We start from the raw sequence: 25,750 nt of genomic DNA, 5'->3' as shown, positions 1-25,750 counted from the left end.
GGGCGTCGCCGAAGGGGCTCACTCGCGTCCGAGGTCGCGGTGGGTGGCGCGGACCTCGAAGCCGTCGGTGCGGAGCCGGGCCGCGATCTCCTCCGTCATGGCCACGCTCCGGTGCTTGCCCCCCGTGCAGCCGACCGCGACCGTCATGAACCGCTTGCCCTCGTTGAGGTAGCCCTCCGCGACCGTCCGCAGCAACGGGACGTACTGCTCGAGGAAGGGCTCCGCCCCGGGCCGGCCCTTGACGTACGCCGCCACGTCGGGGTCCTGCCCCGTCAGCGCCCGCAGCTCGGGCACCCAGTGGGGGTTGGGGAGGAAGCGCATGTCGGCGACGAAGTCGGCGTCGACGGGGATGCCGTACTTGAAGCCGAAGCTCACCACCCGCACCTTGAGCCGCGTCGTGTCGGGCGTGCCGAACGCCTGCGCGATGCGCTTGGTGAGCTGGTGCACGTTGAGGCTCGTCGTGTCGATCACCAGGTCGGCGTCGGAGCGCAGCTTGGCGAGCACGGCGCGCTCCCGGTGCAGCCCGTCGAGCAGCCGGTCGCTGCCCTGCAGCGGGTGGGGACGGCGCGCGGCCTCCTGGCGACGCACCAGCACCTCGTCGCTCGCCTCCAGGAAGAGCAGGGTCGCCTGCCGGTGGATCGCGCCCTCCGCCAGGTTCACCTGGAGGGAGTCGAAGAACGAGCCGGAGCGCACGTCCACCACGACGGCGATCGGCTGCTGCGAGCCCTTGCTCTCGTCCACCAGGCGCACGACCTCGCGGAGCAGGGTGGGCGGCAGGTTGTCGACGACGAAGAAGCCGAGGTCCTCCAGCTCCTTGGCCGCCGTGCTGCGACCGGCGCCGGTCATGCCCGTGACGATGACGAGCGGCCCCCCGGTGGCCTCGGGTGCTGGAGCGGACACTCAGTCCTCCTCGATCTCGCCGGTCGCGGTGTTGACCCGCACATTCTGTCCGCGGCTGCGGCGTTCCGCATCGTCCTTCGCCAGCGCGTCCTTGATCGCCGCCGCTGTCGCGGGACCGATCCCCGGCACCTGGGCGATGTCGGCGACCTCGGCGGCCCGCAGCTTCTTCAGCGAGCCGAAGTGCTTGAGCAGGCCCTTGCGGCGCACCTCGCCGAGCCCCGGGACGTCGTCGAGCACGCTCTCGACCATCGACTTCGAGCGGCGCGACCGGTGGTGGTTGATCGCGAACCGGTGCGCCTCGTCGCGGATGCGCTGCAACAGGTAGAGGCCCTCCGACGTGCGCGGCAGGATGACCGGGTCCTCCTCCCCCGGCACCCAGACCTCCTCGAGCCGCTTGGCGAGGCCGCAGATCGGGATGTCGTCGATGCCCAGCTCGTCGAGCGCACGCTGCGCGGCCGCGACCTGCGGCGGCCCGCCGTCGACCACGACGAGCCCCGGCGTGTAGGCGAACTTGCGCGGACGACCCGTGTCGGGGTCGACGAGCATCGGCCCCGACTCGTCGTCGCCCGGCCGCAGCTCGCTGCGGGCCTGCTCGTCGAGGAGCCGACGGAAGCGCCGCGTGATCACCTCGTGCATCGACGCCACGTCGTTCTGGCCCTCGACGTCCTTGATGACGAACCGCCGGTACTCCCCCTTGCGGGCCAGGCCGTCCTCGAACACGACCATCGACGCCACGACCTCGGTGCCCTGCAGGTTGGAGACGTCGTAGCACTCGATCCGCAGCGGGACCTCGGACAGCTCGAGCGCCTCCTGGATCTCCTCCAGCGCGCGGTTCCGGGTCGTGAGGTCGCTCGCCCGCTTCGTGCGGTGCAGCGCCAGCGCCTGCTCGGCGTTCCGGGCCACCGTCTCCTGCAGCGTCTTCTTGTCGCCGCGCTGGGGCACCCTGATGCGCACCCGGCTTCCCCGCAGCTCCGAGAGCAGCGCCTCGACGGTCTCGACGTCGGGCGGCAGCGCCGGCACGAGCACCTCGCGGGGGATCGCGTCGGGATGGCCCGCCTCCCCGGCGTACAGCTGCAGGAGGAAGCCCTCCACCAGCTCGGGGACCCCGCCGTCGTCGGACCGGTCGGCGACCCAGCCGCGCTGGCCGCGGATGCGACCGCCGCGCACGTGGAAGATCTGCACACCGACCTCGAGGGGGTCCTCCGCCAGGGCCACGACGTCGGCGTCGGTACCGTCGCCGAACACGACGGCCTGCTTCTCCAACGCCCGCTGGAGCGCGCCGAGGTCGTCGCGCAGCCGCGCGGCGCGCTCGAACTCCATGGCCTCGCTCGCGGCGTACATCTCCCGCTCGACGCGCTTGAGGAACGCCGACGTCTGCCCGCCCATGAAGGCGCAGAAGTCATCGACGATCGCGCGGTGCTCCTCGGCGCTCACCGAGCCGACGCAGGGCGCGGCGCACTTGTCGATGTATCCCAGCAGGCACGGACGACCCACCTGCTGCGACCGCTTGAAGACGCCGTTGCTGCACGACCGCATGGGGAACACGCGGAGGAGCGTGTCGACGGTGTCGCGGATCGCCCACGCGTGGCTGTAGGGCCCGAAGTAGCGCGTCCCCTTGCGCTTGGCGCCCCGGCCGACCATGACGCGCGGGAACTCGTCGGAGATCGTCACCGCGAGCCACGGGTAGGACTTGTCGTCCCGGTACTTCACGTTGAAGCGCGGGTCGAACTCCTTGATCCAGGAGTACTCCAGCTGGAGCGCCTCGACCTCGGTGCCCACCGTCGTCCACTCGACGCTCGCGGCGGTGGTGACCATCGTCGCCGTGCGCGGGTGGAGGCCCGCGACGTCCTGGAAGTAGGACGACAGGCGCGCCCGCAGGTTCTTCGCCTTCCCGACGTAGATCACCCGCTGCCGCGCGTCGCGGAAGCGGTAGACCCCCGGCTGCGTGGGGATCTCCCCCGGACGCGGGCGGTACGTCGTCGGATCAGCCACGGAACGACCCTACGTCGCTCCGCCGACGGTCCTGGACGCCCCGGTACGCCGCGGCGCGGGGCGTGACGCGGGTCTCCGGACGCCTCACGCGAGGACGACGTCGTCGCCGGCGACGTCGACGGCCACGGACGGCAGCGGGGTGTCGGCGGGGCCCTCCTGCACGGAGCCGTCGGCGACCGAGAAGAGGCTGTTGTGGCAGAGGCAGACGATCGACCTCTCCTCCACGCGCGTCACCTGGCAGCTGCGGTGGGTGCAGGTCGAGGAGAAGGCCTTGAACTCGCCCGCGGTGGGCTGCGTGACGACGACTTTCTGGTCGTCGAGGATGACGCCGCCGCCCACCGGGACGTCGCCGGTCGCGACCAGCACGTCGCCGGGCGAGCCGGACGGCGCCGAGACCTCCTCGCCCCCGCACGCGGCCACGACGGGCGCCACCGCGGCGACGCCCGCCACCCCGGCACCCGCGCGGACGAGCCCGCGCCGGCCGACCCCGCGGCCCGCGGCGGTCACCGGCCGCGCCCGGCGGTCGACGCCTTCGTCGCCACGCTCTTCGTGGCGGTCTTCTTCGCAGCCGCCTTCTTCGCAGGAGCCTTCTTCGCGGGGGCCTTCTTGACAGGAGCCTTCTTCGCGGGGGCCTTCTTGGCAGGGGCCTTCGCACCCGCGCCCTTGCCCGTCGGCGCCTCCTCGGCCGGCCGCGGCGCGCTGGTGCTCGCGGCGCGCCCCTCGAGCAGGGGCGCGAGGAAGCGCCCGGTGTGGCTCGCCTCCACCGCGGCGACCTCCTCGGGCGTGCCCTCGGCCACGACGTACCCGCCGCGGGACCCGCCCTCGGGGCCCATGTCGACGATGTGGTCGGCGGTCTTGATGACGTCCAGGTTGTGCTCGATGACGAGCACCGAGTTTCCCTGGTCGACCAGGCGGCCGAGCACGACCAGCAGCCGCGAGATGTCCTCGAAGTGCAGGCCCGTCGTGGGCTCGTCGAGCACGTAGAGCGTGCGACCCGTCGAGCGGCGCTGGAGCTCGGTCGCCAGCTTCACGCGCTGGGCCTCGCCGCCGGACAGGGTGGTGCCGGGCTGGCCGAGGCGCACGTAGCCGAGCCCCACCTCGAGGAGGGTCTTGAGGTGGCGGTTGATGACGGGCACCGCCGCGAAGAAGTCGACGGCCTCCTCGATCGGCATGTCGAGGACCTCGGCGATGGTCTTGCCCTTGTAGTGCACCTCGAGCGTCTCGCGGTTGTACCGCGCGCCGTGGCAGACCTCGCACGGCACGTAGACGTCGGGCAGGAAGTTCATCTCGATCTTCAGCGTGCCGTCGCCCGCGCAGGCCTCGCAGCGACCGCCCTTGACGTTGAACGAGAACCGCCCGGGCATGTAACCGCGGACCTTCGCCTCGGGCGTCGCCGCGAACAGCTTGCGGACGTGGTCGAAGACGCCCGTGTACGTCGCCGGGTTCGACCGCGGCGTACGCCCGATCGGCGACTGGTCGACGTGGATGACCTTGTCGACGTGCTCGAGCCCGGTGATCTTGCGGTGCCGGCCCGGGACGGCCTTCGCGTTGTAGATGTGCTTGGCCAGCGACGCGTAGAGGATGTCGTTGACGAGGGTGGACTTGCCCGAGCCCGAGACACCGGTGACGGCGACGAACAGACCCAGCGGGAAGGTCACGTCGATGCCCTGGAGGTTGTTCTCCCGCGCGTCGACGACCGTGAGCTCGCGGCCGGTGGTGCGCGGGCGGCGCACCGCCGGGACGGGGATCTCGCGGCGACCCGACAGGTACTGCCCCGTGATCGAGTCCGGGTGCTCGTAGAGGCCCTGCACGCTGCCGGAGTGGACGATCTGACCGCCGTGCTCTCCGGCGCCGGGACCGACGTCGACGACCCAGTCCGCGACCCGGATGGTGTCCTCGTCGTGCTCCACGACGATGAGCGTGTTGCCGAGGCGCTTGAGCCGCAGCAACGTCTCGATGAGGCGCTGGTTGTCGCGCTGGTGGAGACCGATGGACGGCTCGTCCAGCACGTAGAGCACGCCGACGAGACCGGCACCGATCTGCGTGGCCAGCCGGATCCGCTGGGCCTCGCCACCCGACAGCGAGCCCGACGAGCGGTCGAGCGTCAGGTAGTCGAGACCCACGTCGAGCAGGAAGCGCAGCCGCTCCTGGATCTCCTTGAGCACGTTGGCCGCGATCTGGCGCTGGCGCTCGCTCAGCTCGAGCCCCTCGAGGAAGGCGGATGCCTCGTTGAGCGGCATCCGGCAGACCTCGGCGATGTTGCGACCGCCGACCGTCACGCTCAGCACCACGGGGCGCAGCCGCGCGCCGCGGCAGGTGGGGCACGGCACCTCGCGCATGAAGCCCTCGAAGCGCTCGCGGCTCGTGTCGGTCTCCGCCTCGCGGTGGCGCCGCTCGACGTAGGCCCGGACGCCCTCGAAGTCGGCGTGGTAGGACCGCTCGCGCCCGTACCGGTTGCGGTGCCGCACGTGGACCTTCTTGGCGTGGCCGTCGAGCACGACCTTGCGGACGCGTTCGGGCAGCTCGTCCCAGGGCGTGTTGAGGTCGAAGCCCATCTCGTCGCCGAGGGCCGCGAGGAGGCGTAGGAAGTAGTCGGCCACGTGGGCGCCGGTCCAGGGGGCCAGCGCACCCTCGCCGAGCGTGGCGGTCGGGTCGGGAACGACGAGCTCGGCGTCGACCTCCATGCGGACACCGAGGCCGGAGCAGTCCGGGCACGCGCCGTACGGGGCGTTGAAGGAGAACGACCGGGGCTCCAGCTCGTCGACCTCGAGCGGGTGGTCGTTGGGGCAGGCCAGCTTCTCCGAGAAGCGCATCTCCCGGCCGGGGTCGTCGTCGGGGAGGTCGACGAAGTCGAGCACCACGAGACCGTTGGCGAGGCCGAGGGCGGTCTCCACCGAGTCGGTCAGCCGCTGCTTGGAGGACGGCTTCACCGCGAGGCGGTCCACCACGACCTCGATCGTGTGTTTCTTCTGCTTGTCGAGCTTCGGCGGCTCGTCGAGCGCGTGGGTCTCCCCGTTGGTGCGGGCCCGCGAGAACCCCTGCGTCTGGAGCGACCGGTAGAGCTCGAGGTACTCCCCCTTGCGGCCGCGCACGACCGGGGCGAGCACCTGGAAGCGCCGCCCCTCCTCGAGACCGAGCACGCGGTCGACGATCTGCTGCGGCGTCTGCCGGGCGATGGTCTCGCCGCAGACGGGGCAGTGCGGCGTGCCGGCCCGGGCGTAGAGCAGGCGGAGGTAGTCGTAGACCTCCGTGATCGTGCCGACGGTCGAGCGCGGGTTCTTCGAGGTGGACTTCTGGTCGATGGACACCGCGGGCGAGAGCCCCTCGATGAAGTCGACGTCCGGCTTGTCCATCTGGCCGAGGAACTGCCGGGCGTAGGCCGACAGCGACTCGACGTACCGCCGCTGCCCCTCCGCGAAGATGGTGTCGAACGCGAGGCTGGACTTGCCCGACCCGGAGAGACCGGTGAAGACGATGAGGCTGTCGCGCGGCAGGTCGACCGAGACGTCCTTCAGGTTGTGCTCGCGGGCACCTCGGATGATCAGCTGGTCGGCCACGGTGGTCCTTCGCGTGTCGGAGGGGACCGCGGCCCCGAGCGGACCGCGTCGCGTCGAACAAGTTTTCGACATCGGGCGTCGAACCGCAAGCCGACGCGCGGCACCACGATGTCACCCCGCCCCAACCGCTCCTACGATCGCCCCATGACCGATGACTACACGGGCCGGGTCGCGCCGGGCCAGCCGCCGCACGTGCGCGAGCTGCCGGGCCTGACGATCACGAAGCTGGCCGTCGACCCGGAAATGTCGAACAACGTCTACCTGCTCCGCTGCCGCGCGACGGGCGCCCAGCTGATGGTGGACGCGGCCGCCGAGCCGGAGCGGCTCGTGCCGCTCGTCGCCGAGGCGGGGCTGGCGGGCGTGGTGACCACGCACCAGCACTGGGACCACCATCGGGCGCTGGCCGCCGTGGTGGAGGCGACGGGCGCCACGACGTACGCCGGCGCCCCCGACGCCGACGCGATCACCGAGCAGACCGGCGTCACCGTGGACCGCCGCCTCGAGCACGGCGACACCGTGACCTTCGGCGAGGTGGCGCTGGGGGTCATCGCGCTGGCCGGCCACACCCCCGGCTCCGTCGCCCTCGTGTACGACGACGGGTCGGGCGCCCCGCACCTGTGGACCGGCGACTCGCTGTTCCCCGGCGGCGTCGGCAGCACGTTCGGCGACGAGACGGCCTTCCGCCAGCTCATCGACGAGGTGGAGACCAAGGTCTTCGGCACGCTGCCGGACACGACCACGTTCTACCCGGGGCACGGCGACGACTCGACGCTCGGCGACGAGCGCCCCTCCCTCGCCGCGTGGCGCGAGCGCGGGTGGTGACCGACGCCACCCTCGGCGCGGTCGCGGGAGCGAGCACCGCGGAATAGCGCTGCGCGGGGGCCCGTTGTGACCCTTCGTGCCCCGTGAGGTCCGCGGGCTCTCGGAAAGGCGGTCCCCCGTGTCCCACGCTTCCTCAGCGCCCTCCCCCGACGCCGGCCACGACGCCGGCTCGGGCGCCGGCTCCGACGCCGGGCGTGCGTCGGGCGGTCGGCGACGCCCGGCGTTCCTGCGCGTGCCGTTCTGGGCGCAGATCGTGCTGGCGCTCGTGCTGGGCGTCGCGCTCGGTCTCGCCGCCCGCCTCGGCGACGTCGGCTGGCTGACCACGACGCTGCAGACCATCGGCGACGTGTTCGTCGGGCTCCTCAAGGCCGTCGTGCCGCCCCTCGTGTTCGCCGCGATCGTCGTGAGCATCGCCAACCTGCGGCAGGTCGCGAACGCGGCCCGCCTCGCGGCGCAGACCCTGCTGTGGTTCATGATCACGTCGCTCGTCGCGGTCGCCATCGGCCTCACCCTCGGCCTGCTGACGAACCCCGGGCAGTCCGCCGACGTGAGCGCCCAGGGCGCGACGTACGACGGCGGCACCGGCTCGTGGGTCGACTTCCTGACGGGCCTCGTCCCGGCCAACTTCCTCGGCATCTCCTCGTCGGAGAGCGGGATCAGCTTCAACGTGCTGCAGATCGTGGTCGTCGCCCTCGCGATCGGCGCGGCGGCGCTCAAGGCCGGCGACAAGGCCGAGCCGTTCCTCGGCATCATGCGCTCGTTCCTCGCCGTGGTGCAGCAGATCCTCTGGTGGATCATCAAGCTCGCGCCGCTCGGCACGCTCGGTCTCATCGGCGCGGCGGTCGCGTCGTACGGCTGGGACCTCCTCGGTCCGCTCGCCGTGTTCACCATCGACGTCTACGTCGGCTGCGCCATCGTGATGTTCGTCGTCTACCCGGTCATCGCGCGCCTCCACGGCCTCTCCCCCGCGAAGTTCTTCTCCGGCGCCTGGCCCGCGATCCAGCTGGCGTTCGTGTCGCGCTCGTCGGTGGGCACCATGCCGCTGACGCAGCGGGTGACCACCCGGAACCTGGGCGTCCCGGAGGAGTACGCGTCGTTCGCGGTGCCGTTCGGCGCCACGACCAAGATGGACGGCTGCGCCGCGATCTACCCGGCGCTCGCCGCGATCACCGTCGCGCAGATCTTCGGGATCCCGCTGGGGATCCAGGACTACCTGCTCATCGCCTTCGTGTCGGTCATCGGCTCGGCGGCCACCGCGGGCCTCACCGGCGCGGTCGTCATGCTGACGCTGACGCTGACCACGCTCGGCCTGCCGCTGGAGGGCGTCGCGCTGCTGCTCGCCATCGACCCGATCCTCGACATGATGCGCACCGCGACGAACGTCGCCGGCCAGGCGCTCGTGCCGACCATCGTCGCGAAGCGCGAGGGCATCCTCGACCAGGAGCGCTACGACGGGCCGCGCATCGATGTCACCGTCGACGACCCCTCCGAGGTCGCCACGCCCGTGCGCGCGGCGGCCTGACGGGGACGGACCCCAGACTCCGGACGTCATGCGCAGCGGCTGCTCCGGCGATCGCATCGCATGACGTCCGCGGCGAGCCCAACGCAACCACCCGGGACGTCATGCGGAGCGGCTTCACCCCCACTTGTGCGGTGTTAGTGCGTCCTGTGCGGTGGTCGACCACTTGTGAAGTAGCCCGGACACCGCGTTACACGACGGGGGGACGGAGCCAACCCAGTCACGACCGGGGCGGCTGCTCCGCGGTCGGGGCCTCGGCGACGAGGCGGGCGTAGGCGCTGCGGTGGTAGAGCAGGGGCGCGGCCTCGCGCGCCCGCTCGACACGGCGCACCCGCCCCACCACCAGGTCGTGGTCGCCACCGTCGTGGACGGCCTGCACCGTCGCCTCGACGTGCGCCAGCGCCCCGTCCAGCAACGGCTGGCCACCCCGACCCGGGGTCCAAGGGAGGTCGCGGAAGCGGTCTCCGCCCGACGCCATCGCGGCGGCGACGTGGGCCTGGTCCTCCGCCAGCACGTTGACGGCGAACCAGCCCGCGCGGCGGACCCGCGGCCACGTGCTCGACGTGCGCGCCGGGGCGAACACCACGAGCGGCGGTCGGAGCGACAGGCTGGCGAAGGACTGCACCGTCATGCCGACGGGCTCCTCGCCGTCCAGCGCGGTCACCACGACGACGCCGGTCGCGAAGGTGCCCATCACGTCGCGCAGGCGCGGGATCGACACGTCGGGCAGCGGGACGGACGGTGGGACGGGCACCCCCTCATCGTGGCACCCGGGTCCGCGGCCGACCGGCGGCACCCTCTGGTGACCCACGGGTAACCGCGCTTCCGCGGGCGGCCTAGAGTCACCCCGTGGGTCTCCTCCGTCGCCAGCTCGCGCTCGCCGCCCTCAACGCCAACGCCTTCCACCCGCCCCGCGGGCTGCGCTCCGGCGTCTACGCCTTCGCCGCCGGCTGGCTCACCACCGAGCTCGCCCCGCAGCTGCTGGGTCTCACCGCCCTCGACGCGGCCACGCACCCGCCCCGGGCCGGCGACCGCACCCGGGTGGGCGGCCTCGCGCTGGCGGCCGCCAACGCCGCCGCCCTCGGGGTCATGATCGCGCAGGCACACCGCGCCCGCGGCGGGGTGGAGACGGCGCTCACCGACGCCCTCGGCGTCGACTACGTCGAGCAGCTCGACCGGGCGCCGACCCCGGCCGACCTCGCCCTGCCGTGGCGCCAGCTCGCGACGCCGCTGCGCGTCTTCCGCCGCGGACCCGACGGCGTCCGGGTGGAGCGCGACATCGCGTACGCCGACGCCGGGCGCCGCACGATGCTGGACGTCTACCGTCCGACCGAGCCGGTGCACCCCGACGGCGCGCCCGTGCTGCTCCAGGTGCACGGCGGGGCGTGGCGCGTGGGCAGCAAGGAGACCCAGGCGGTGCCGCTGATGCAGCACATGGCGAGCAAGGGGTGGGTCTGCGTCGCGATCAACTACCGTCTCGCCCCGCGCGACCCGTGGCCCGCGCACATCGTCGACGTCAAGCGGGCGATCGCGTGGGTGCGGGAGCACATCGGCGCGTACGGCGGGGACCCCTCCTACCTCGCCATCACGGGCGGATCGGCCGGGGGCCACCTCGCCGCCCTCGCCGCGCTGACGCCGGGCGATCCCGACTTCCAGCCCGGCTTCGAGGACGTCGACACCCACGTCGAGGCGGCCGTGCCGCACTACGGGGTCTACGACTTCGCCGGCGCGACCGGACTCCCCCGCGCCGTCCGCATGCGCGACCGCTTCCTCGGCCCCCTCATCCTGCGCCGGCGCTTCGCCGACGACCCGGCGCCGTTCGAGGCCGCCTCCCCGCTGCTGCGCATCACGCCGGACGCCCCCGACTTCCTGGTGCTCCACGGCACGGCCGACAGCCTCGTCGACGTGGAGCAGGCCCGGCTGTTCGTCGACCGCCTGCGGGAGGTCTCCGACCGCTCGGTGGTCTACGCCGAGCTCCCCGGCGCGCAGCACGCCTTCGACACCCTGCCGTCGATCCGCAGCGCGCACGTGGTGCGGGCCATCGACCGCTACCTGCACTGGCACTGGAACGGTTGGCGCGGACGGCCCGTGGGCGACAGCCCCGCCGAGGTCGCGGCGGACCAGTCGTGAGCGGGATGCCCGCCGACCTGCTCGAGCACGCCCTGGCCGCCAAGGGCTTCATGCCGCCCGACGAGGGCCTGCTGCTCCACCGGTGGGCCCGCGCCCGGTTGCCGCACGGCCCGGTGCTCGAGGTCGGGTCCTACTGCGGCAAGTCGGCGATCTACCTCGGTGCCGCGGCCCGCGAGGTCGGCGGCACGGTGGTGACGGTCGACCACCACCGCGGCTCGGAGGAGAACCAGGCCGGCTGGGAGCACCACGACGCGTCGCTGGTCGACGCCGAGTCGGGTCTCATGGACACGCTGCCCACGTTCCGCCGCACGCTGGAGCGTGCCGGGCTCGAGCACCTCGTCGTACCCGTCGTCGGTCGCTCGACGACGGTCGCGGCGCTCTGGCGCACGCCTCTCGCGCTGCTCTTCATCGACGGAGGGCACGCCGAGGAGCACGCCCACAACGACTACACCGGGTGGGCCCGCTGGCTCGAGCGCGGCGCCGCCCTCGTCATCCACGACGTGTTCCCGGACCCCGCTGACGGGGGCCGCCCGCCGTACGACGTGTTCTGCCGCGCCCTCGCCTCCGGCGACTTCGTCGAGGTGGAGGCGCTGGGCTCGATGCGCGTGCTCGAGCGCGTGCACGGTGAGGCGGGCGACCCGGTCAACTGAGCCCCGGGACCACACAGCCGCAGTCGCCCGCCACCTCGGCGGGGTGCGGGCCGAAGCTTGTCCCGACCATGATGTCGGCCCCCGGCGTCGTGCCGCTCAGCTGGTCGGCCGCGAGCACCACGGCGGCCGCCGTGTAGGTCGTGCGCTCGTTGGGCCAGAAGACCTCGTCGGGCCACACCCAACCGGTGGTGTAACCGCCGTCGTCCACCCGCAGGTGCTGCATGTCGCCGAACAGCTGCAGGGCGCGCTCGCGGTCGCCGATGGCGTCGAGCGCCATCACGAGCTCGCACGTCTCCGCCCCGGTCACCCAGGGGTTGGTGTCGACGCAGCGGATGCCGAGCCCCGGCACGACGAAGTCGTCCCAGCGGCGCTCGATCATCCGGTGGGCCGCCTCGCCGCGGACGGCACCGCCGAGGACCGGGTAGTACCAGTCCATCGAGAACGTCGACTTGTCCAGGAAGTCGCCGGGGTGGTGGCGCACGGCGTGGCGCAGCCGGCCGGCCGCGAGCTCCCACGTCGGCTGCGCGTCGTCGACCAGCTCGGCGAGCGCGAGGCCCGCGCGCAGCGACTGGTAGCAGCTCGACGACCCGGTGAGCAGCGCCTCCTGGCGCACCCCCGCGGGCGCGCCGTCCACCCAGTCCTGCACCCACGCCAGACCGCCGAACGGCAGCTGCATCCCCACGACGAAGTCGAGCGCCGCACGGACCATCGGCCAGGCCGCGTCGACGAAGGCCCGGTCGCGCCGGACGAGCCAGTGGTGCCAGACCCCGACCGCGACGTACGCCGTCATGTTGGACTCGCCGCTGTGGTCCACGACCTCGGTGCCGACGACCTTGACCGGCCACGAGCCGTCGGACCGCTGCCGGGCGCGGCACCAGCCGTAGGCCCGCTCGGCCGCCTCGACCTCGCCGCCGACGAGCAGCGCCATCGCCGCCTCGACGTGGTTCCAGGCGTCGGTCTTGTCGCCGGTCGTCCACGGGATGGCGCCGTCCGGGTGCTGCATCGCCGCGATCGAGGCGGCGGTGCGGCGTACGTCGTCGGCACTCAGCACGCCGACGACGGCGGGAACGGCGTGCTCGACGCTCTCGGCGGCACTCCCGGCGCCGCTCATTCGGGCTTGCGGAAGTAGAGGACGAGGCTCTTGCCGATGAGCGGGTCGAGCACGCGGCCCGCCAGGCGCAGCGCCCGCGGCTGCTTCATAATCTCCCAGACGAGGAGGCGGTGGTACGCCTTCGCCAGCGGGTGGTCGTCGTTGCGCACGCCGACGGCGCACTTGATCCACCAGTACGGCGCGTGCAGACCGTGGGCGTAGTCCTTGCCCACGAGCTCGAGGCCGGCGTTCGTCACCTTCGTGACGAGCTCCTTGTCGGTGTAGATGCGGATGTGCCCGCCGGGCGTGTCGTGGTACTCCGTCGACAGCTGCCAGCAGATGGCCTCGGGCAGCCACCGCGGCACGCTGACGGCCAGCGTCCCGCCCGGCCGCAGCACGCGGACCAGCTCGTCGATGGCCTGGAGGTCGGCCGGGATGTGCTCCAGCACCTCCGCGGCGACGACGCGGTCGAACTCGCCGTCGGCGAAGGGCAGGCCGAGCGCGTCACCCTCCTTGGTGTCGGCCTCGGCACCGACCGGCACCTCGCCGGCCTCCTTCATCGCGCCGAAGAGGTCGCGCACGCCGGCCAGCTCGTCGGCGTCCTGGTCGAAGGCGACGACGTCGGCCCCGCGCCGGTACATCTCGAAGGCGTGCCGGCCGGCTCCGCAGCCCATGTCGAGCACGCGCTCGCCGGGCCGCAGGCCCAACCGGTCGAAGTCAACGGTCAGCATCCTGCTCGCTCCTCACTCGGCCGGCGCGTCGTGCGCGGCGTGGTCCTGGGGTGCCTGCTGGCGTCCCCGCGTGACCGCGACGACGTCCTCGTAGGCCTGGGCGGTGGCCCGTGCCACCGCGCGCCAGCTGAACTCGGCCCGCACCCGCTCCCGGCCGGCGCGCCCCATGCGCTCGCGCCGCTCGGGATCGTCGAGCAGGGCACCCAGCGCCTGCTCGAGCTCGCCGACGTCACCGGGCGTGACCAGGTCGGCGCACAGGCCGTCGGGCCCGGTGACCTCGGGGATCGCGCCCGCGCGGGAGGCCACGAGGGGCGTCGCGCACGCCATCAGCTCGGCGGTCGGCAGCGAGAATCCCTCGTAGAGCGACGGCACGCACGCGACCTCGGCGGAGCCCATGACGCGCACCAGCTCGGCATCGCTGACGCCGTGCACGAACTGCACGTGGTCGCGGATGCCGAGCCGGTCGACGAGCTGCTCCGTCGGTCCGCCCGGCTGCGGTCGTGAGACGAGGACGAGCTGGACGTCCCGCTCGGTGCGCAGCTTGGCGAACGCCTCGAGGAGCGTGCCGATGCCCTTGAGCGGGGCGTCGGCGCTCGCCATGGCCAGGATGCGGCCGGGCACCCGTGGCTCCGTCGGCGGCTGGAAGACGTCGTCGACGCCGAGGAGGATGACCCGGATGCGCTCGGGGTCGACGCCGAAGTCCGTGACGATGTCCCGCTTCGACGACTCCGAGGGGGTCAGCACGAGCGTCGCGCGGCGGGCCACACGTCCCTGCATGCGGAGGAACCCGTACCACCGACGCAGCGAGAGGCGCTTGCGGCGCGTGGTGGCGGCCTCCAGGTCGATCCGGCGGTCGAACGTGATCGGGTGGTGGAGCGTCGTCACCACGGGCATCCCGTCGGCGGCCAGGTCCAGGATCCCGTAGCCCAGCACCTGGTTGTCGTGGACCACGTCGAACTCGTCCGCCCGCTCGCGCACCACGCGCCGTACCCGCTCGCTGAAGGTGCGTGGCTCGCCGAAGCCGGCGGTCCACATCGTCGCGACCTCGCGCAGGTCGGTGAGGTCGCGCAGCTCGCCGGGGTACGGGGTGCGGAACGGGTCGGGGTCGCGGTAGAGGTCCAGGCTCGGCACCGGCGTGAGCCGCACGCCGGGGTCGAGCTCGGGGTAGGGCTGGCCGGAGAACACCTCGACCTCGTGGCCCAGCGCGACCAGCTCCCGGCTGAGGTGCCGCACGTACACACCCTGGCCGCCGCAGTGGGGCTTGCTGCGGTAGGACAGCAGGGCGACGCGCATCCGGACTCCTGACGCTCGGGGGCGCGCGGCCTGCGGGCTGCGCGCTCGGGAAGGTTACCCGTCAGTCAGGTGCGGACGTGGGGCGACTCGGGATGAAGGCGTACGCCGTGCCCCCGACGCTCCGGATCCACTCCTCGCGCACCCCGGCCTTGCGGAGCTTGCGCCGCAGGTTGCCGACGTGGACGTCGAGCAGGAACTGCGACTCCCCGAACTCCTCGGTCCAGACGGCCCGCACCAGCTCCCGACGCTCCCAGGCCCGGCCCGGCTCGCGGGCGAGGGCGGCGAGCACGAGCACCTCGGCGCCGGTCAGCGGCAGCGGGACGCCGTCGACGAGCGCGAGCTCGCGGTCGGGCACGACGACGAGGCCGCGGTCGGGGTCCACGACCGACGCGGGCGCGCTCATGGGCGTCGGTACGGCGCGTTCCGCGGCCGGTCGGGCCCGACGCAGCACCGCGGCCACCCGGGCGCGCAGCTCCTTGGGCGAGAAGGGCTTGACCATGTAGTCGTCCGCGCCCACGTCGAGCCCGACGAGGCGGTCCGACTCGTCGGCGCGGCCCGTCAGCATGATCACGTAGGCGTCGCTGAACTCCCGGAGCGCCCGGCACACCTCGGTGCCGTCCATGTCCGGCAGCCCGAGGTCGAGCGTGACGAGGTCGGGGGCGTGCGTGCGCGTCGCCTCCACGGCCTCCGCGCCCGAGGACGCCTCCTCGATCCGGTAGCCCACGCTGCCCAGCACCATCGCGACGAGCTCGCGCTGGTCGGGGTCGTCGTCGACGACCAGCACCGTCCGCTGTCCCGGATCCGCTGTCCCGTCCGCCACTGCCACCCTCCTGCTCCCCGTCATCCATCGGCCGACCGCAACGATCTTGAGGAAAAAACACGGCAACCTGATGGCCTGCGCGCGGTTCCCTTGAAGCCACGCTAGCGTGGTCCTCGTCACCGACACCGCTGCGCCTCCGGGCGCTGGTCTAGGGGAGCGGAGCAGAGGACGTGGACGACGTCGTACCCGAGGTCAGGTCGGGCGAGGGAGCCGCGGCGCAGGAGCGTGCCGCCGCGAGCATCGCCGACACCGTCGACGCTGCGCACGAGCAGCTCGACCGGATCACCCGGCTCGCGCGGAAGCTCTTCGGCGTCGACGCGACCTCGATCACCCTCCTCGACGCCCGCCACGCCTGGATGCCGAGTGCCCAGGGTCTCCCGACGGGCACCCTGCCGCGCCGGGACACCTTCTGCCACACCACCCAGGCGATCGGTGACCTCCTCGTGGTGCCGGACGCCCGGGACGACGAGCGGTTCAGCGCGCTGCCGGTCGTCGCGGGGGGCGACGTGGTCTTCTACGCCGGCCACCCCCTGAAGGACCACCTCGGCAACGTGGTCGGCACGCTCTGCCTCTTCCACGGCAGCAGCCGTGAGCTCGACGACGAGGAGCGCGCCGACCTCGCCGACCTCGCCGCCTGGGCCGAGCACGAGCTCGTGTCGTCGAGCGAGATGGGCCAGGCACGGCAGGTCCAGTCCGCGCTCTTCCCCACGGTCCCCGTGGACCGTGACGGCTGGCTCGTCGACGGGATCTGCCTCCCCGCCCTCGCGGTCGGCGGCGACTGCTTCGACTACGGCGTCGGCGCCGGCGTGCTGCACCTCGGCGTCGGCGACGTCATGGGCAAGGGCACGAGCGCCGCCCTGCTCGGCGCCGGCGCTCGGTCGGCGGTCCGCGCGACCCACCAGGCGGTCGTCTCCGGAGCCGACCTCGGCGTCGTCGCGACGCAGGTCGCCCGCAGCCTCCTGCCCGACCTCGAGGGGGCCGGCGCCTTTCTCACGCTGTTCGAGGCGGCCGTGGACCTGGACGACGGCTACACCCGCTGGGTGGACGCCGGTGCCGGCCTCGCGGCCATCGTGAAGGCCGGTGGAGGATACGAGGTGCTCGCCGGCGAGGACCGCCCGTTCGGCGTGCTGCCCGACGACCACTGGAGCGAGCACACGTCCGTGCTGGACCCGGGCGACCGCCTGGTCATCGTCAGCGACGGCATCCTCGACGTGCTCGACGACCCGCTCGACCCCTGGCCGGAGCTCGACGTCGTGGTGCGCCGCTCCCCCACACCGACGGCGCTGCTGGAGGAGGTGCGGGCCCTGACCCGCCGCCGCGCCCCGCTCGACGACGTGACGGTCCTCGCCGTCTTCCGGTGCGCCTCGTGACGCGCCGCCTGCTGCTCCTCCGCTGCGTGGTCGTGCTGACCGCGCTGCTGGGGATCAACTACATCACCTGGCGCTGGATGTTCTCGGTGCACTGGTCGGCCTGGTGGATCGCCGTGCCGCTGATCCTCGCCGAGACCTACAGCATGATCGACTCCCTGCTGTTCGGGATGACGATGTGGCGGCTGAAGGAACGGGGCGACCCGCCGCCGCCCGACCCCGAGGCGACCGTCGACGTGTTCATCACGACCTACAACGAGCCCACCGAGCTCGTGCGCGACACGGCCGTCGCCGCCGTCGCCATCCGGCACCCCCACCGCACCTGGATCCTCGACGACGGCAACCGCCCCGAGATGCAGGCGCTCGCCGAGGAGCTCGGCATCGGCTGGATCACGCGGTCGCCCGAGTGGACCGGCATGCCGCGGCACGCGAAGGCCGGCAACCTCAACAACGCGCTGCTGGCCACCGACGGCGAGTTCCTCCTGATCCTCGACGCGGACCAGATCCCCGTGCCGGAGATCCTCGACCGCACGCTGGGCTACTTCGCCGACGACGAGGTCGCGCTGGTGCAGACGCCCCAGTACTTCGTCAACGTGCCGGAGTCCGACCCGCTGGGCAGCCAGGCACCGTTGTTCTACGGTCCCATCCAGCAGGGCAAGGACGGCTGGAACGCCGCCTTCTTCTGCGGCTCGAACGCGGTGATCCGACGCGAGGCGCTCATCCAGGTCGGCATCGCCCGCTACGTGCACGACACCACCCTGGGCGTCACGCGGGCGCTGCGCTCGGCGCGGACGGTGCTGACGGCGGCACGGAAGGACCTCGGACCCGACGACACCGCCGTGGCGACCGCCCTCGACGAGGTGCTGTACGACGTGGGCCGGGCCCAGCGGGAGATCGACCGCGGCGGGGCGCTGCTCGACGTCACCTACCGTTTCCAGGCCCGTGTCGCGGAGATCCGCCGCCGTCTGGTCGCGGCCGACCTCGAGCTCGTGGCCGCGGACCTCGAGGTCATCGCCGCGCTCGAGGAGCTCGGCGAGTCCGACGAGACGCTCGCGACCGTCAGCCTGGAGAGCCTCGACCGGGTCACGGCCCGGGACCTGTCGCCCCTGGGGGCCATCGAGGCGGTCGAGGCGCTCGTGCGGGCCATCGACGTCGACCGGTCCGGGGAGGCCATCCCCGTGATGCCGATGGCGACCATCTCCGTCACCGAGGACATGGCCACCTGCATGCGCATCCACGGCCTCGGGTGGCGGACGGTCTACCACGACGAGGTGCTCGCCCACGGGCTCGCGCCGGAGGACCTGGAGTCGATGCTCACGCAGCGGTTGCGCTGGGCCCAGGGCACGGCCCAGGTGATGTTCCGCGAGAACCCGCTGACCCAGCGCGGCCTCTCGTGGCCGCAGCGGCTCATGTACTTCGCCACCATGTGGAGCTACCTGTCCGGGTTCGCGGCCCTCGTCTACATCGCGGCGCCGGTGGTCTACCTGACGATCGGTGTGCTCCCCGTCCAGGCGCTCAGCTCGGACTTCTTCTGGCGGCTGGTGCCGTTCCTCGTGCTCAACCAGCTGCTCTTCTTCGTGGCCGCGGCGGGCAGACCCACGTGGCGCGGCCAGCAGTACTCGCTCGCGCTGTTCCCGGTCTGGATCAAGTCGGTGACGTCGGCCTTCGGCAACGTGTTCCTCGGTCGCTCGCTGGACTTCTCGGTGACGCCCAAGGTCGCCAAGGAGTCCACGGTGCAGCGCTGGGACCTCGTCCGTCCCCAGCTCATCGCGATGGGGCTGCTCGTGCTCGCCGCCGTCGCCGGCGTCGTGCGGCTCGCCGTGGGCCAGGCCTCCTGGCTCGGCACGTCGCTCAACATGGTCTGGGTCGTCTTCGACCTCGTCATCTTCTCGGTCATCATCCAGGCCGTGCGCTACCGCGGGTTCGCCGCCAGCTCGGCCGCGGCCGACCCGTCCCCGACCTCCTCCGCCCCACCTTCCCCGCCCGACACCTCTGAAGGAGCCCGATGATCGAGATCGACGTGTCCACCGAGCGCGGCATCGCGGTGGTCGTGCCCCGCGGGCGTCTCAACATGGTGGCCGCCAAGAGGCTCCGCGAGGCCCTCGCTGAGGTCGTCGACGCGGGCACCAACCGCGTCGTCGTCGACCTCGGCGAGACCACGTTCCTCGACTCGTCCGGGCTGGGCGCCCTCGTCAGCGGGCTCAAGGCGGCCCGTCAGGCCGGTGGCGACCTGCGGGTGGCACGTCCGACGCCGGAGGTGCTCGCCGTCTTCCAGCTCACCAACCTCGACAAGGTGCTCCGGCCCCGGCCGGACGTCGCCAGCGCCTTCGATGTCTGAGCCCACCGGGCGCCCCGTCGCCCGTCTCGAGCTGCCGGCCGACCCGGAGGCGCTCGACACCGCGCACGACGCCCTCGACGCCGCGTGGTCCGAGCACCCGGAGGTCGGCGCCGGCGAGCAGCTCCGCTTCGTGACCGCGCTCATGGAGATCCTCGGCAACGTCGTCGAGCACGCCTACGCCGCGGACGCCCACGCCGACGAGCGCCGTCTCCTCGTCGAGATCGACGGGGACGGCGACGGCGGCCTGCACGGGCGGATCGAGGACAACGGTCAGCCGGCAGCCCTCGACCTGAGCGACGTCGTGATGCCGGACGCGGACGCGGAGAGCGGCCGCGGGCTGGCCCTCGCCATCGCGGCCCTCGACGACCTGGCCTACGAGCGGGTGGGGAGCCGCAACGTCTGGACCCTGCGGTGCGAGCGGCGATCGTGACCGCGTCGTCCGCGCACCGCGCGCGCTCCGTGCGGGGGGCGCTCGTCGTCGCCGTCCTCGCGCTCGTCGCGGGCCTGCTGTCCTGGGCGCCGCCGGCCTCGGCCGCCGACGACGACGCGCCGCCGGGCCTGCCGGCGCCCGGGAGCCCGTGGTTCGGCCCGAGCCTCACGTGGACGGAGGACTCCGCCGCCGACTACGCGAATCGTCTCGGCGAAGGCCCGTCGCTCTACACGCAGCGGGTCAACTACCCCCTCGGCGACGACGACCGCACGTACCTGCGGCAGTTCGTCGAGCAGGCGGCCACCCAGGGCGCCGTGGCGGTGGTCAGCCTCGAGCCGGTCGTACCGCTCGACGAGCTCACGCCCGACGACGCCGCGGCCTTCGCGGACGAGCTCGTGGAGCTGCACCGCGAGCTCGACTCCTACTTCCTCGTGCGCTTCGCGCCCGAGATGAACGGCACCTGGTACGGCTGGGGACAGCAGCCGCGGGCGTACGTCGCGGCGTTCCGCGCGCTGGCCGACGAGGTGCACGGCGCGACGCCGCACGCCGCCATGGTGTGGGCGCCGGTGTACGGCGCGGGCTACCCGTACGGCGCGGCGTACGGCGACGTCGACCCCGACCGGATGACCGAGGCGGCCGAGCTCGACACCGACGGCAACGGCCGCCTCGACGAGGGCGACGACCCCTACGGGCCGTACTGGCCGGGTGACGACGTCGTCGACTGGGTCGGGCTCACCCTCTACCACTTCGGCCCCGACCGTGGGCGCGTGGACAACGACCTCGGCCTCGACGGTGACGGCGAGACCGGCGACCTGGAGACCAGCGAGGGGTTCGAGCTGGACCGGGTCGCCACGCCCGACGCGTACCGGGATCGGCTGGAGGAGCGCTTCAACTACAACCAGGGCACCGGCGGCACGCCGTTCTACGAGCGCTTCGCCGAGGCCAACGACCTGCCGATGCTCGTCGAGACCGGCGCCCTGTGGATCCCCGACGGCGAGGGCGACCCCGAGCTGGCCATCAAGCAGGGGTGGTGGCAGCAGGTCTTCGAGGCGAACGCCGACTACCCCCTCATCCGCGGCATCTCGTGGCTGGAGCAGCGGCGCCCCGAGGCGGAGGCCGGCGACCGGGTCGTCGACTGGCGAGCCACGCGCACCCAGGAGCTGGCCGATGCGCTCCGCTCCGACCTCGGTTCCGACGGCGTCGACGTCGGACCGGTCACGCGGGTGCTCGACCAGGAGGCGGCGAACGCGGCCACGGCCCAGGGCCGGCAGCCCGCCGCGGACGACATCGGCGCCGAGATGGGGTGGATCGTCTTCTGCGTCGCCCTGCTCGCGCTCCTGTTCGCGCTGGCCGGAATCGCCGGCAAGTACGTGCCGTCGTGGCGCTACCCCGACGAGAACGATCCCCGCGACCAGCGCCTCGACCTGTTCCGCGGCTGGATCATCCTCGCCGTCGTCATCACCCACATCGAGGTCACGAGCCCGTACTCCTACATCACGCTGAACGCGGTCGGTGCGATCACCGGAGCGGAGATGTTCGTGCTGCTGTCCGGGATCGTGCTCGGCATGATCTACCTCCCGACCGTGCGCAAGCTGGGCGAGTGGGTCACCGCGGTCACCATGTGGAAGCGGGCGCGGAAGCAGTACCTCGTCGCGCTGGTCGTCGTCGTCCTCGTCTACCTGCTCGGGCTCCTGCCGTTCGTCGACGCCACGGTGATCACGACGTTCACCGACCGCGGCACCGGCGAGAACGGTCAGGCGGTCTCGGGGCAGGTCTACGACCTCTACGCCAACGCGCCCCGCCTGTTCGACTACCCGCCGCCGTGGTACGCCGTCCGGCAGCTGCTGCTGCTCGAGATGGGCCCGTGGGTCTTCAACATCATGGGGCTGTTCGTGGTGCTCAGCCTGCTGCTCCCCGTGCTCATGTGGTTCATCAAGCGGGGCATGTGGTGGCTGGTCCTGGCCGTGTCGTGGGCGCTGTTCGTGTGGAACGCGGTGTCCGAGGTCCACGTGCTCCCGTCGCAGTTCGAGGCCGTCTTCCCGCTGCTCACCTGGCAGATCGCCTTCACCCACGGGCTCGTGCTCGGCGTCTACCGCCGCCAGGTCACGCGGGCGCTGGTGAGCCGGGCCGGGAAGATCGGGTGCGCCCTCTTCGTCTTCGGCTATGCGGGGGCGCTCGTGTGGCTGTGGCTGGCGCACACCTTCGGCTACTCCGCCTCGCCGTTCCCCGAGGGCTCCTACGGCTGGCTCTACGACAACGCCTACACCCGGGTCTTCCTCCAGCCGGGCCGCCTCGTCGACCTGGCCCTCATGCTGGTCGTGGCCTACGCGGTGCTCACCACCATGTGGAAGCCGATCAACAAGGTCATCGGGTGGTTCTGGATCCCGCTGGGCGCGGCGAGCCTCTACGTCTTCATCGTGCACGTCTTCTTCGTGCTCGCGGTCGGCAACATCCCCGGCCTCGACCGCGGCTCCTGGTGGCAGGGCACGCTCGTCCACACGACCGTGCTCGCACTCATCTGGCTGATGGTGAAGAAGCGGTTCCTCTTCTCGGTGATCCCCCGCTGAGCGGCGTCAGGGGGCAGCGTCAGACGGTCGCCGCCGCGGCCGCGTGGGCACGCGCCAGGCGCCGGAGCCGCCAGACCTGGGTGAGACCGAGCGTCCAGAGCACGTACTGCAGGCTCATCGCCCAGCGGAACGCCTCGGAGGTGTAGGTCGTGCCGCCTCCCGGCGTGCGCCAGTCGAGCACCAGGCCGATGCCGATCACCAGGCTCAGGGTCGCGATGAAGCCCCCCTGGTTGACCAACCCGGTGGCGCTCGCGAGGCGCTCGACGGGGTTGGCGGTGCGGGCGACGTCGAACCCGATCATGGACGCGGGTCCGCCGACCCCGGTCACGACCACGAGGAGCACGAGGAGCGGCAGCGGAGCGTCCCCCGGCCACGCGAGCACGATGCTCCAGACGAGGACGATGGTCCCCACGATGCCCAGCACCATGGTGGAGCGCTGGTAGGGGAACGTGCCGACCAGCCAGCCCAGCGTGGGCCCGGCGACCATCATCACCAGCACCATCAGCGTCAGCAGGGCACCGGCCGCCGCCTCGGAGAGACCCTCGCCGCGGACGAGGAACGGATATCCCCAGAGCAACCCCAGCGTGGTGGCGCTGAACTGGGTGACGAAGTGCATCCAGAAGCCCAGCCGGGTCGCCGGCAGCGTCCACGACGCCGCCAGGCTGGCCCGCACCTCGCGCCACGACAGCGAGGCACCCCGCAGGTGCCGCGCCTCGGGGGTGTCCCCCACGACGAGCAGCAGGCCCACGAGGAGGAGCGCGCCGACGGACGCCGACAGCAGGTACGTCGTGGTCCAGCCCAGCTCGCGGAACGCGACCGTCATCGGGACGGCCGCGACCACCGCGCCGAGCTGTCCCACCGTGCCGGTCAGCTGGGAGACGAGCGGCACGCGCCGCGGCGGGAACCACGACGACACCAGGCGCAGGACGCAGATGAAGGTGAGGGCGTCCCCCATCCCGACGAACAGGCGCGCGACCAGCGCCAGCGCGTAGGTGTCGGCGAAGGCGAACGCGGACTGGGCGAGGCTCATCACCACCACGCCGGCGGTCAGGACGGACCGCGACCCGAACCGGTCGACGAGCAGCCCGACAGGCACCTGCATCGCGGCGTACACCGCCAGCTGCAGCATCACGAAGGTCGCGAGCTGGGCCGCGGTGATCCCGAAGCGCTCCGTGGCGAGGAGGCCGGCGACCGCCAGCGACGAGCGGTGGAACACCGCGAGGAGGTACACCGAGAGCGCGACGGCCCAGACGACGTAGGGACGGGCCGCGCCGCCGAGATGGTTGCTCATCGCAAGCAGATGCTACGCGGGAGGCAGTCCGCCTACTTGGCCGCCTCCATCATCTGGCGCAGCTCCTTCTTGAGCTCCGAGATCTCGTCGCGCAGCCGAGCCGCCAGCTCGAACTGCAGCTCGGCGGCCGCGGTCTTCATCTGGTCGGACAGGTCCTGGATCAGCTGTGCCAGGTCGGCGCTCGGCAGCCCGGCGGCACCCGACTCGCGTTCCTTCGCCCGCTCACCGAGGACGGGCACGGGCGCCCGCGCGGGCGACTTCGCCGACGGCTTCACGCCACCGGCACGGCCCTTCTGGCCCACGTCGGCCCAGGTCTGCAGGAGGGCCTCCGTCGTCTCGTCCTCGCGGGCGAGCATCTCGGTGATGTCGGCGATCTTCTTGCGCAACGGCTGGGGGTCGATGCCGTGCTCGCGGTTGTAGGCGATCTGCTTGTCGCGCCGCCGGTTGGTCTCGTCGATCGCGCGCTCCATCGACGGCGTGATCCGGTCCGCGTACATGTGCACCTGGCCCGACACGTTGCGCGCCGCGCGGCCGATCGTCTGGATGAGCGACTTGTCGGAGCGGAGGAAGCCCTCCTTGTCGGCGTCCAGGATCGCCACGAGGGAGACCTCGGGCAGGTCGAGGCCCTCGCGCAGGAGGTTGATGCCCACGAGCACGTCGTAGGCACCCATCCGGAGGTCACGCAGCAGCTCGATGCGCTTGAGGGTGTCGACCTCCGAGTGCAGGTAGCGCGTGCGCAGGCCGGCGTCGAGGAGGTAGTCGGTCAGGTCCTCCGACATCTTCTTGGTCAGCGTCGTGACGAGGACGCGCTCCTCGCGCTCCACCCGGGTGCGGATCTCGCCGATGAGGTCGTCGATCTGGCCCTTCGTGGGCTTGACCACGACCTCGGGATCGACGAGACCGGTCGGCCGGATGATCTGCTCGACGACGTCGCCGCCCACCTTGTCGAGCTCGTAGTCGCCCGGCGTGGCCGACAGGTAGATCGTCTGGCCGATGCGCTCGAGGAACTCCTCCCAGCGCAGCGGCCGGTTGTCCATGGCGCTGGGCAGCCGGAAGCCGTGCTCGACGAGGTTGCGCTTGCGCGACATGTCCCCCTCGTACATCCCGCCGATCTGCGGGACGGCCACGTGGGACTCGTCGACGACGAGCAGGAAGTCCTCCGGGAAGTAGTCGAGCAGCGTGTTCGGCGCCGTCCCGCGCGCACGGCCGTCCATGTGCATCGAGTAGTTCTCGATGCCCGAGCAGGAGCCGACCTGCCGCATCATCTCGATGTCGTACGTCGTGCGCATCCGCAGCCGCTGCGCCTCGAGCAGCTTGCCCTGGGCCTCGAACGCGGCCAGCTGCTCCGCCAGCTCGGCCTCGATGCCGCGGATGGCCTTCTCCATGCGCTCCGGACCCGCGATGTAGTGCGACGCCGGGAAGACGTGGAGCTCCGTGTCCTCCGTCAGCACCTCCCCCGTCACCGCGTGCAGGGTGGAGAGCCGCTCGATCTCGTCGCCGAAGAACTCGACGCGCACCGCGTGCTCCTCGTAGACCGGGAAGATCTCGAGCGTGTCGCCGCGCACGCGGAAGGTGCCCCGCGTGAACGACATGTCGTTGCGTGCGTACTGGATCTCGACGAGCCGACGGAGCACGCTGTCGCGGTCGTGCTCCTCGCCCACCCGCAGCCGGAGCATGCGGTCGACGTACTCCTGCGGGGTGCCGAGACCGTAGATGCAGGACACCGTCGAGACCACGATGACGTCGCGGCGGGTCAGGAGGGAGTTGGTCGCCGAGTGGCGGAGGCGCTCGACCTCCTCGTTGATCGCCGAGTCCTTCTCGATGTAGGTGTCCGTCTGCGGCACGTAGGCCTCGGGCTGGTAGTAGTCGTAGTACGACACGAAGTACTCGACCGCGTTCTTCGGGAAGAGCTGGCGCAGCTCGTTGGCGAACTGGGCCGCCAGCGTCTTGTTGGGCTGCAGGACGAGCAGCGGGCGCTGCAGCTGCTCGGCCACCCAGGCCACCGTGGCCGTCTTGCCGGTGCCGGTCGCACCCAGGAGCACCACGTCCTCCGCACCGGCCTGGATGCGCCGCGTGATCTCGGCGATCGCCGTCGGCTGGTCGCCGCCCGGCTGGTAGTCGGAGAGCACGTGCAGCGGGGCCACGCTGCGCTCGAGATCGGTGACGGGTCGCATGCCTGCGAGCGTACGACGCGGCACCGACAGTCCTGGACGCCGACGGTGCCGAGGGTCGGGCCGGCGCTCCGACCGCTGC

At 72.2% G+C, this 25,750-nt stretch carries 20 protein-coding genes; 9 read left to right on the top strand and 11 right to left on the bottom strand.

The annotated features are described in order from the left end of the window. Nucleotides 1-18: 18 nt before the first annotated feature. From rapZ to uvrA, 4 genes are all read right to left on the bottom strand, one after another. Nucleotides 19-900 carry an RNase adapter RapZ gene (gene rapZ / locus PIR53_06155; protein ID WZH53576.1) on the bottom strand — a complete coding sequence of 294 codons (882 nt, stop codon included), beginning with the start codon at nt 898-900 and terminating at the stop codon, nt 19-21. Beyond that, nucleotides 901-2,892 (bottom strand): excinuclease ABC subunit UvrC, encoded by a 1,992-nt coding sequence (gene uvrC / locus PIR53_06150; GenBank protein ID WZH53575.1) that lies wholly within the window; start codon nt 2,890-2,892, stop codon nt 901-903. An 84-nt stretch (nt 2,893-2,976) separates the two neighbouring features. Beyond that, complete coding sequence (locus tag PIR53_06145; GenBank protein ID WZH53574.1) at nt 2,977-3,399, bottom strand: Rieske (2Fe-2S) protein; 423 nt, start codon at nt 3,397-3,399, stop codon at nt 2,977-2,979. Next, nucleotides 3,396-6,449: an excinuclease ABC subunit UvrA gene (gene uvrA, locus PIR53_06140; GenBank protein WZH53573.1), complete on the bottom strand. Its 3,054-nt coding sequence runs from the start codon at nt 6,447-6,449 to the stop codon at nt 3,396-3,398. Before uvrA ends, PIR53_06145 begins: the two co-directional genes overlap by 4 nt. 144 nt (nt 6,450-6,593) lie before the next feature. Here uvrA and PIR53_06135 point away from each other — a divergent pair, with 144 nt between their 5' ends. Both PIR53_06135 and PIR53_06130 read left to right on the top strand, forming a co-directional pair. Then, a complete protein-coding gene (locus PIR53_06135) occupies nt 6,594-7,271 on the top strand; it encodes an MBL fold metallo-hydrolase (protein WZH53572.1) in 678 nt (225 codons plus the stop codon). Between the two features lie 118 nt (nt 7,272-7,389). Continuing rightward, the gene (locus tag PIR53_06130) at nt 7,390-8,793 is read left to right on the top strand and encodes a dicarboxylate/amino acid:cation symporter (GenBank protein ID WZH53571.1); all 1,404 of its coding nucleotides are present in this window, start codon (nt 7,390-7,392) and stop codon (nt 8,791-8,793) included. 217 nt (nt 8,794-9,010) lie between these two features. Here PIR53_06130 and PIR53_06125 read toward each other — a convergent pair whose 3' ends face one another. Next, complete coding sequence (locus PIR53_06125; GenBank protein ID WZH53570.1) at nt 9,011-9,544, bottom strand: flavin reductase family protein; 534 nt, start codon at nt 9,542-9,544, stop codon at nt 9,011-9,013. Between the two features lie 95 nt (nt 9,545-9,639). Between PIR53_06125 and PIR53_06120 the strand changes: the two genes are divergently transcribed. Continuing rightward, nucleotides 9,640-10,920: an alpha/beta hydrolase gene (locus PIR53_06120; protein ID WZH53569.1), complete on the top strand. Its 1,281-nt coding sequence runs from the start codon at nt 9,640-9,642 to the stop codon at nt 10,918-10,920. A gap of 5 nt (nt 10,921-10,925) precedes the next feature. Further along, nucleotides 10,926-11,570 (top strand): class I SAM-dependent methyltransferase, encoded by a 645-nt coding sequence (locus PIR53_06115; protein ID WZH54406.1) that lies wholly within the window; start codon nt 10,926-10,928, stop codon nt 11,568-11,570. Here PIR53_06115 and PIR53_06110 read toward each other — a convergent pair. The 4 genes from PIR53_06110 to PIR53_06095 all read right to left on the bottom strand — a co-directional run bounded on the left by PIR53_06110 (nt 11,563) and on the right by PIR53_06095 (nt 15,504). After that, on the bottom strand, nt 11,563-12,681 hold the full coding sequence (locus tag PIR53_06110) for a prenyltransferase (protein ID WZH53568.1): 1,119 nt from the start codon (nt 12,679-12,681) through the stop codon (nt 11,563-11,565). The genes PIR53_06115 and PIR53_06110 overlap by 8 nt on opposite strands. After that, nucleotides 12,678-13,391, bottom strand: coding sequence for a methyltransferase domain-containing protein (locus PIR53_06105; GenBank protein WZH53567.1), 714 nt, complete (start codon nt 13,389-13,391; stop codon nt 12,678-12,680). Before PIR53_06105 ends, PIR53_06110 begins: the two co-directional genes overlap by 4 nt. Before the next feature lie 12 nt (nt 13,392-13,403). Continuing rightward, nucleotides 13,404-14,684 (bottom strand): glycosyltransferase family 4 protein, encoded by a 1,281-nt coding sequence (locus tag PIR53_06100; GenBank protein ID WZH53566.1) that lies wholly within the window; start codon nt 14,682-14,684, stop codon nt 13,404-13,406. Nucleotides 14,685-14,745: 61 nt separating this feature from the next. Beyond that, nucleotides 14,746-15,504: a response regulator transcription factor gene (locus PIR53_06095; GenBank protein ID WZH53565.1), complete on the bottom strand. Its 759-nt coding sequence runs from the start codon at nt 15,502-15,504 to the stop codon at nt 14,746-14,748. Nucleotides 15,505-15,674: 170 nt separating this feature from the next. Here PIR53_06095 and PIR53_06090 point away from each other — a divergent pair, with 170 nt between their 5' ends. From PIR53_06090 to opgC, 5 genes are read left to right on the top strand one after another with little or no spacing between them, the layout of a single operon-like run. Beyond that, nucleotides 15,675-16,874, top strand: coding sequence for a SpoIIE family protein phosphatase (locus PIR53_06090; GenBank protein ID WZH53564.1), 1,200 nt, complete (start codon nt 15,675-15,677; stop codon nt 16,872-16,874). Continuing rightward, the gene (locus PIR53_06085; protein WZH53563.1) at nt 16,871-18,880 is read left to right on the top strand and encodes a glycosyltransferase; all 2,010 of its coding nucleotides are present in this window, start codon (nt 16,871-16,873) and stop codon (nt 18,878-18,880) included. Before PIR53_06090 ends, PIR53_06085 begins: the two co-directional genes overlap by 4 nt. After that, on the top strand, nt 18,877-19,209 hold the full coding sequence (locus PIR53_06080) for an STAS domain-containing protein (protein ID WZH53562.1): 333 nt from the start codon (nt 18,877-18,879) through the stop codon (nt 19,207-19,209). Before PIR53_06085 ends, PIR53_06080 begins: the two co-directional genes overlap by 4 nt. Beyond that, nucleotides 19,202-19,639, top strand: coding sequence for an ATP-binding protein (locus PIR53_06075; GenBank protein ID WZH53561.1), 438 nt, complete (start codon nt 19,202-19,204; stop codon nt 19,637-19,639). Before PIR53_06080 ends, PIR53_06075 begins: the two co-directional genes overlap by 8 nt. Next, nucleotides 19,636-22,206 carry an OpgC domain-containing protein gene (gene opgC, locus PIR53_06070; GenBank protein ID WZH53560.1) on the top strand — a complete coding sequence of 857 codons (2,571 nt, stop codon included), beginning with the start codon at nt 19,636-19,638 and terminating at the stop codon, nt 22,204-22,206. Before PIR53_06075 ends, opgC begins: the two co-directional genes overlap by 4 nt. 19 nt (nt 22,207-22,225) lie before the next feature. On the opposite strand, the gene PIR53_06065 is transcribed toward opgC, so the two are convergent. Together PIR53_06065 and uvrB are read right to left on the bottom strand one after the other, a co-directional pair. Beyond that, entirely contained in the window at nt 22,226-23,497 is a 1,272-nt protein-coding gene (locus tag PIR53_06065; GenBank protein ID WZH53559.1) for an MFS transporter, read from the bottom strand. 32 nt (nt 23,498-23,529) lie between these two features. Continuing rightward, a complete protein-coding gene (uvrB, locus tag PIR53_06060; GenBank protein ID WZH53558.1) occupies nt 23,530-25,671 on the bottom strand; it encodes an excinuclease ABC subunit UvrB in 2,142 nt (713 codons plus the stop codon). Nucleotides 25,672-25,750 lie beyond the last annotated feature (79 nt).

Origin of the sequence: Nocardioides alkalitolerans (assembly GCA_038184435.1) — a bacterium.
Lineage (GTDB): Bacteria > Actinomycetota > Actinomycetes > Propionibacteriales > Nocardioidaceae > Nocardioides > Nocardioides alkalitolerans_A.
This window is presented reverse-complemented; position numbering and strand designations above follow the sequence as displayed.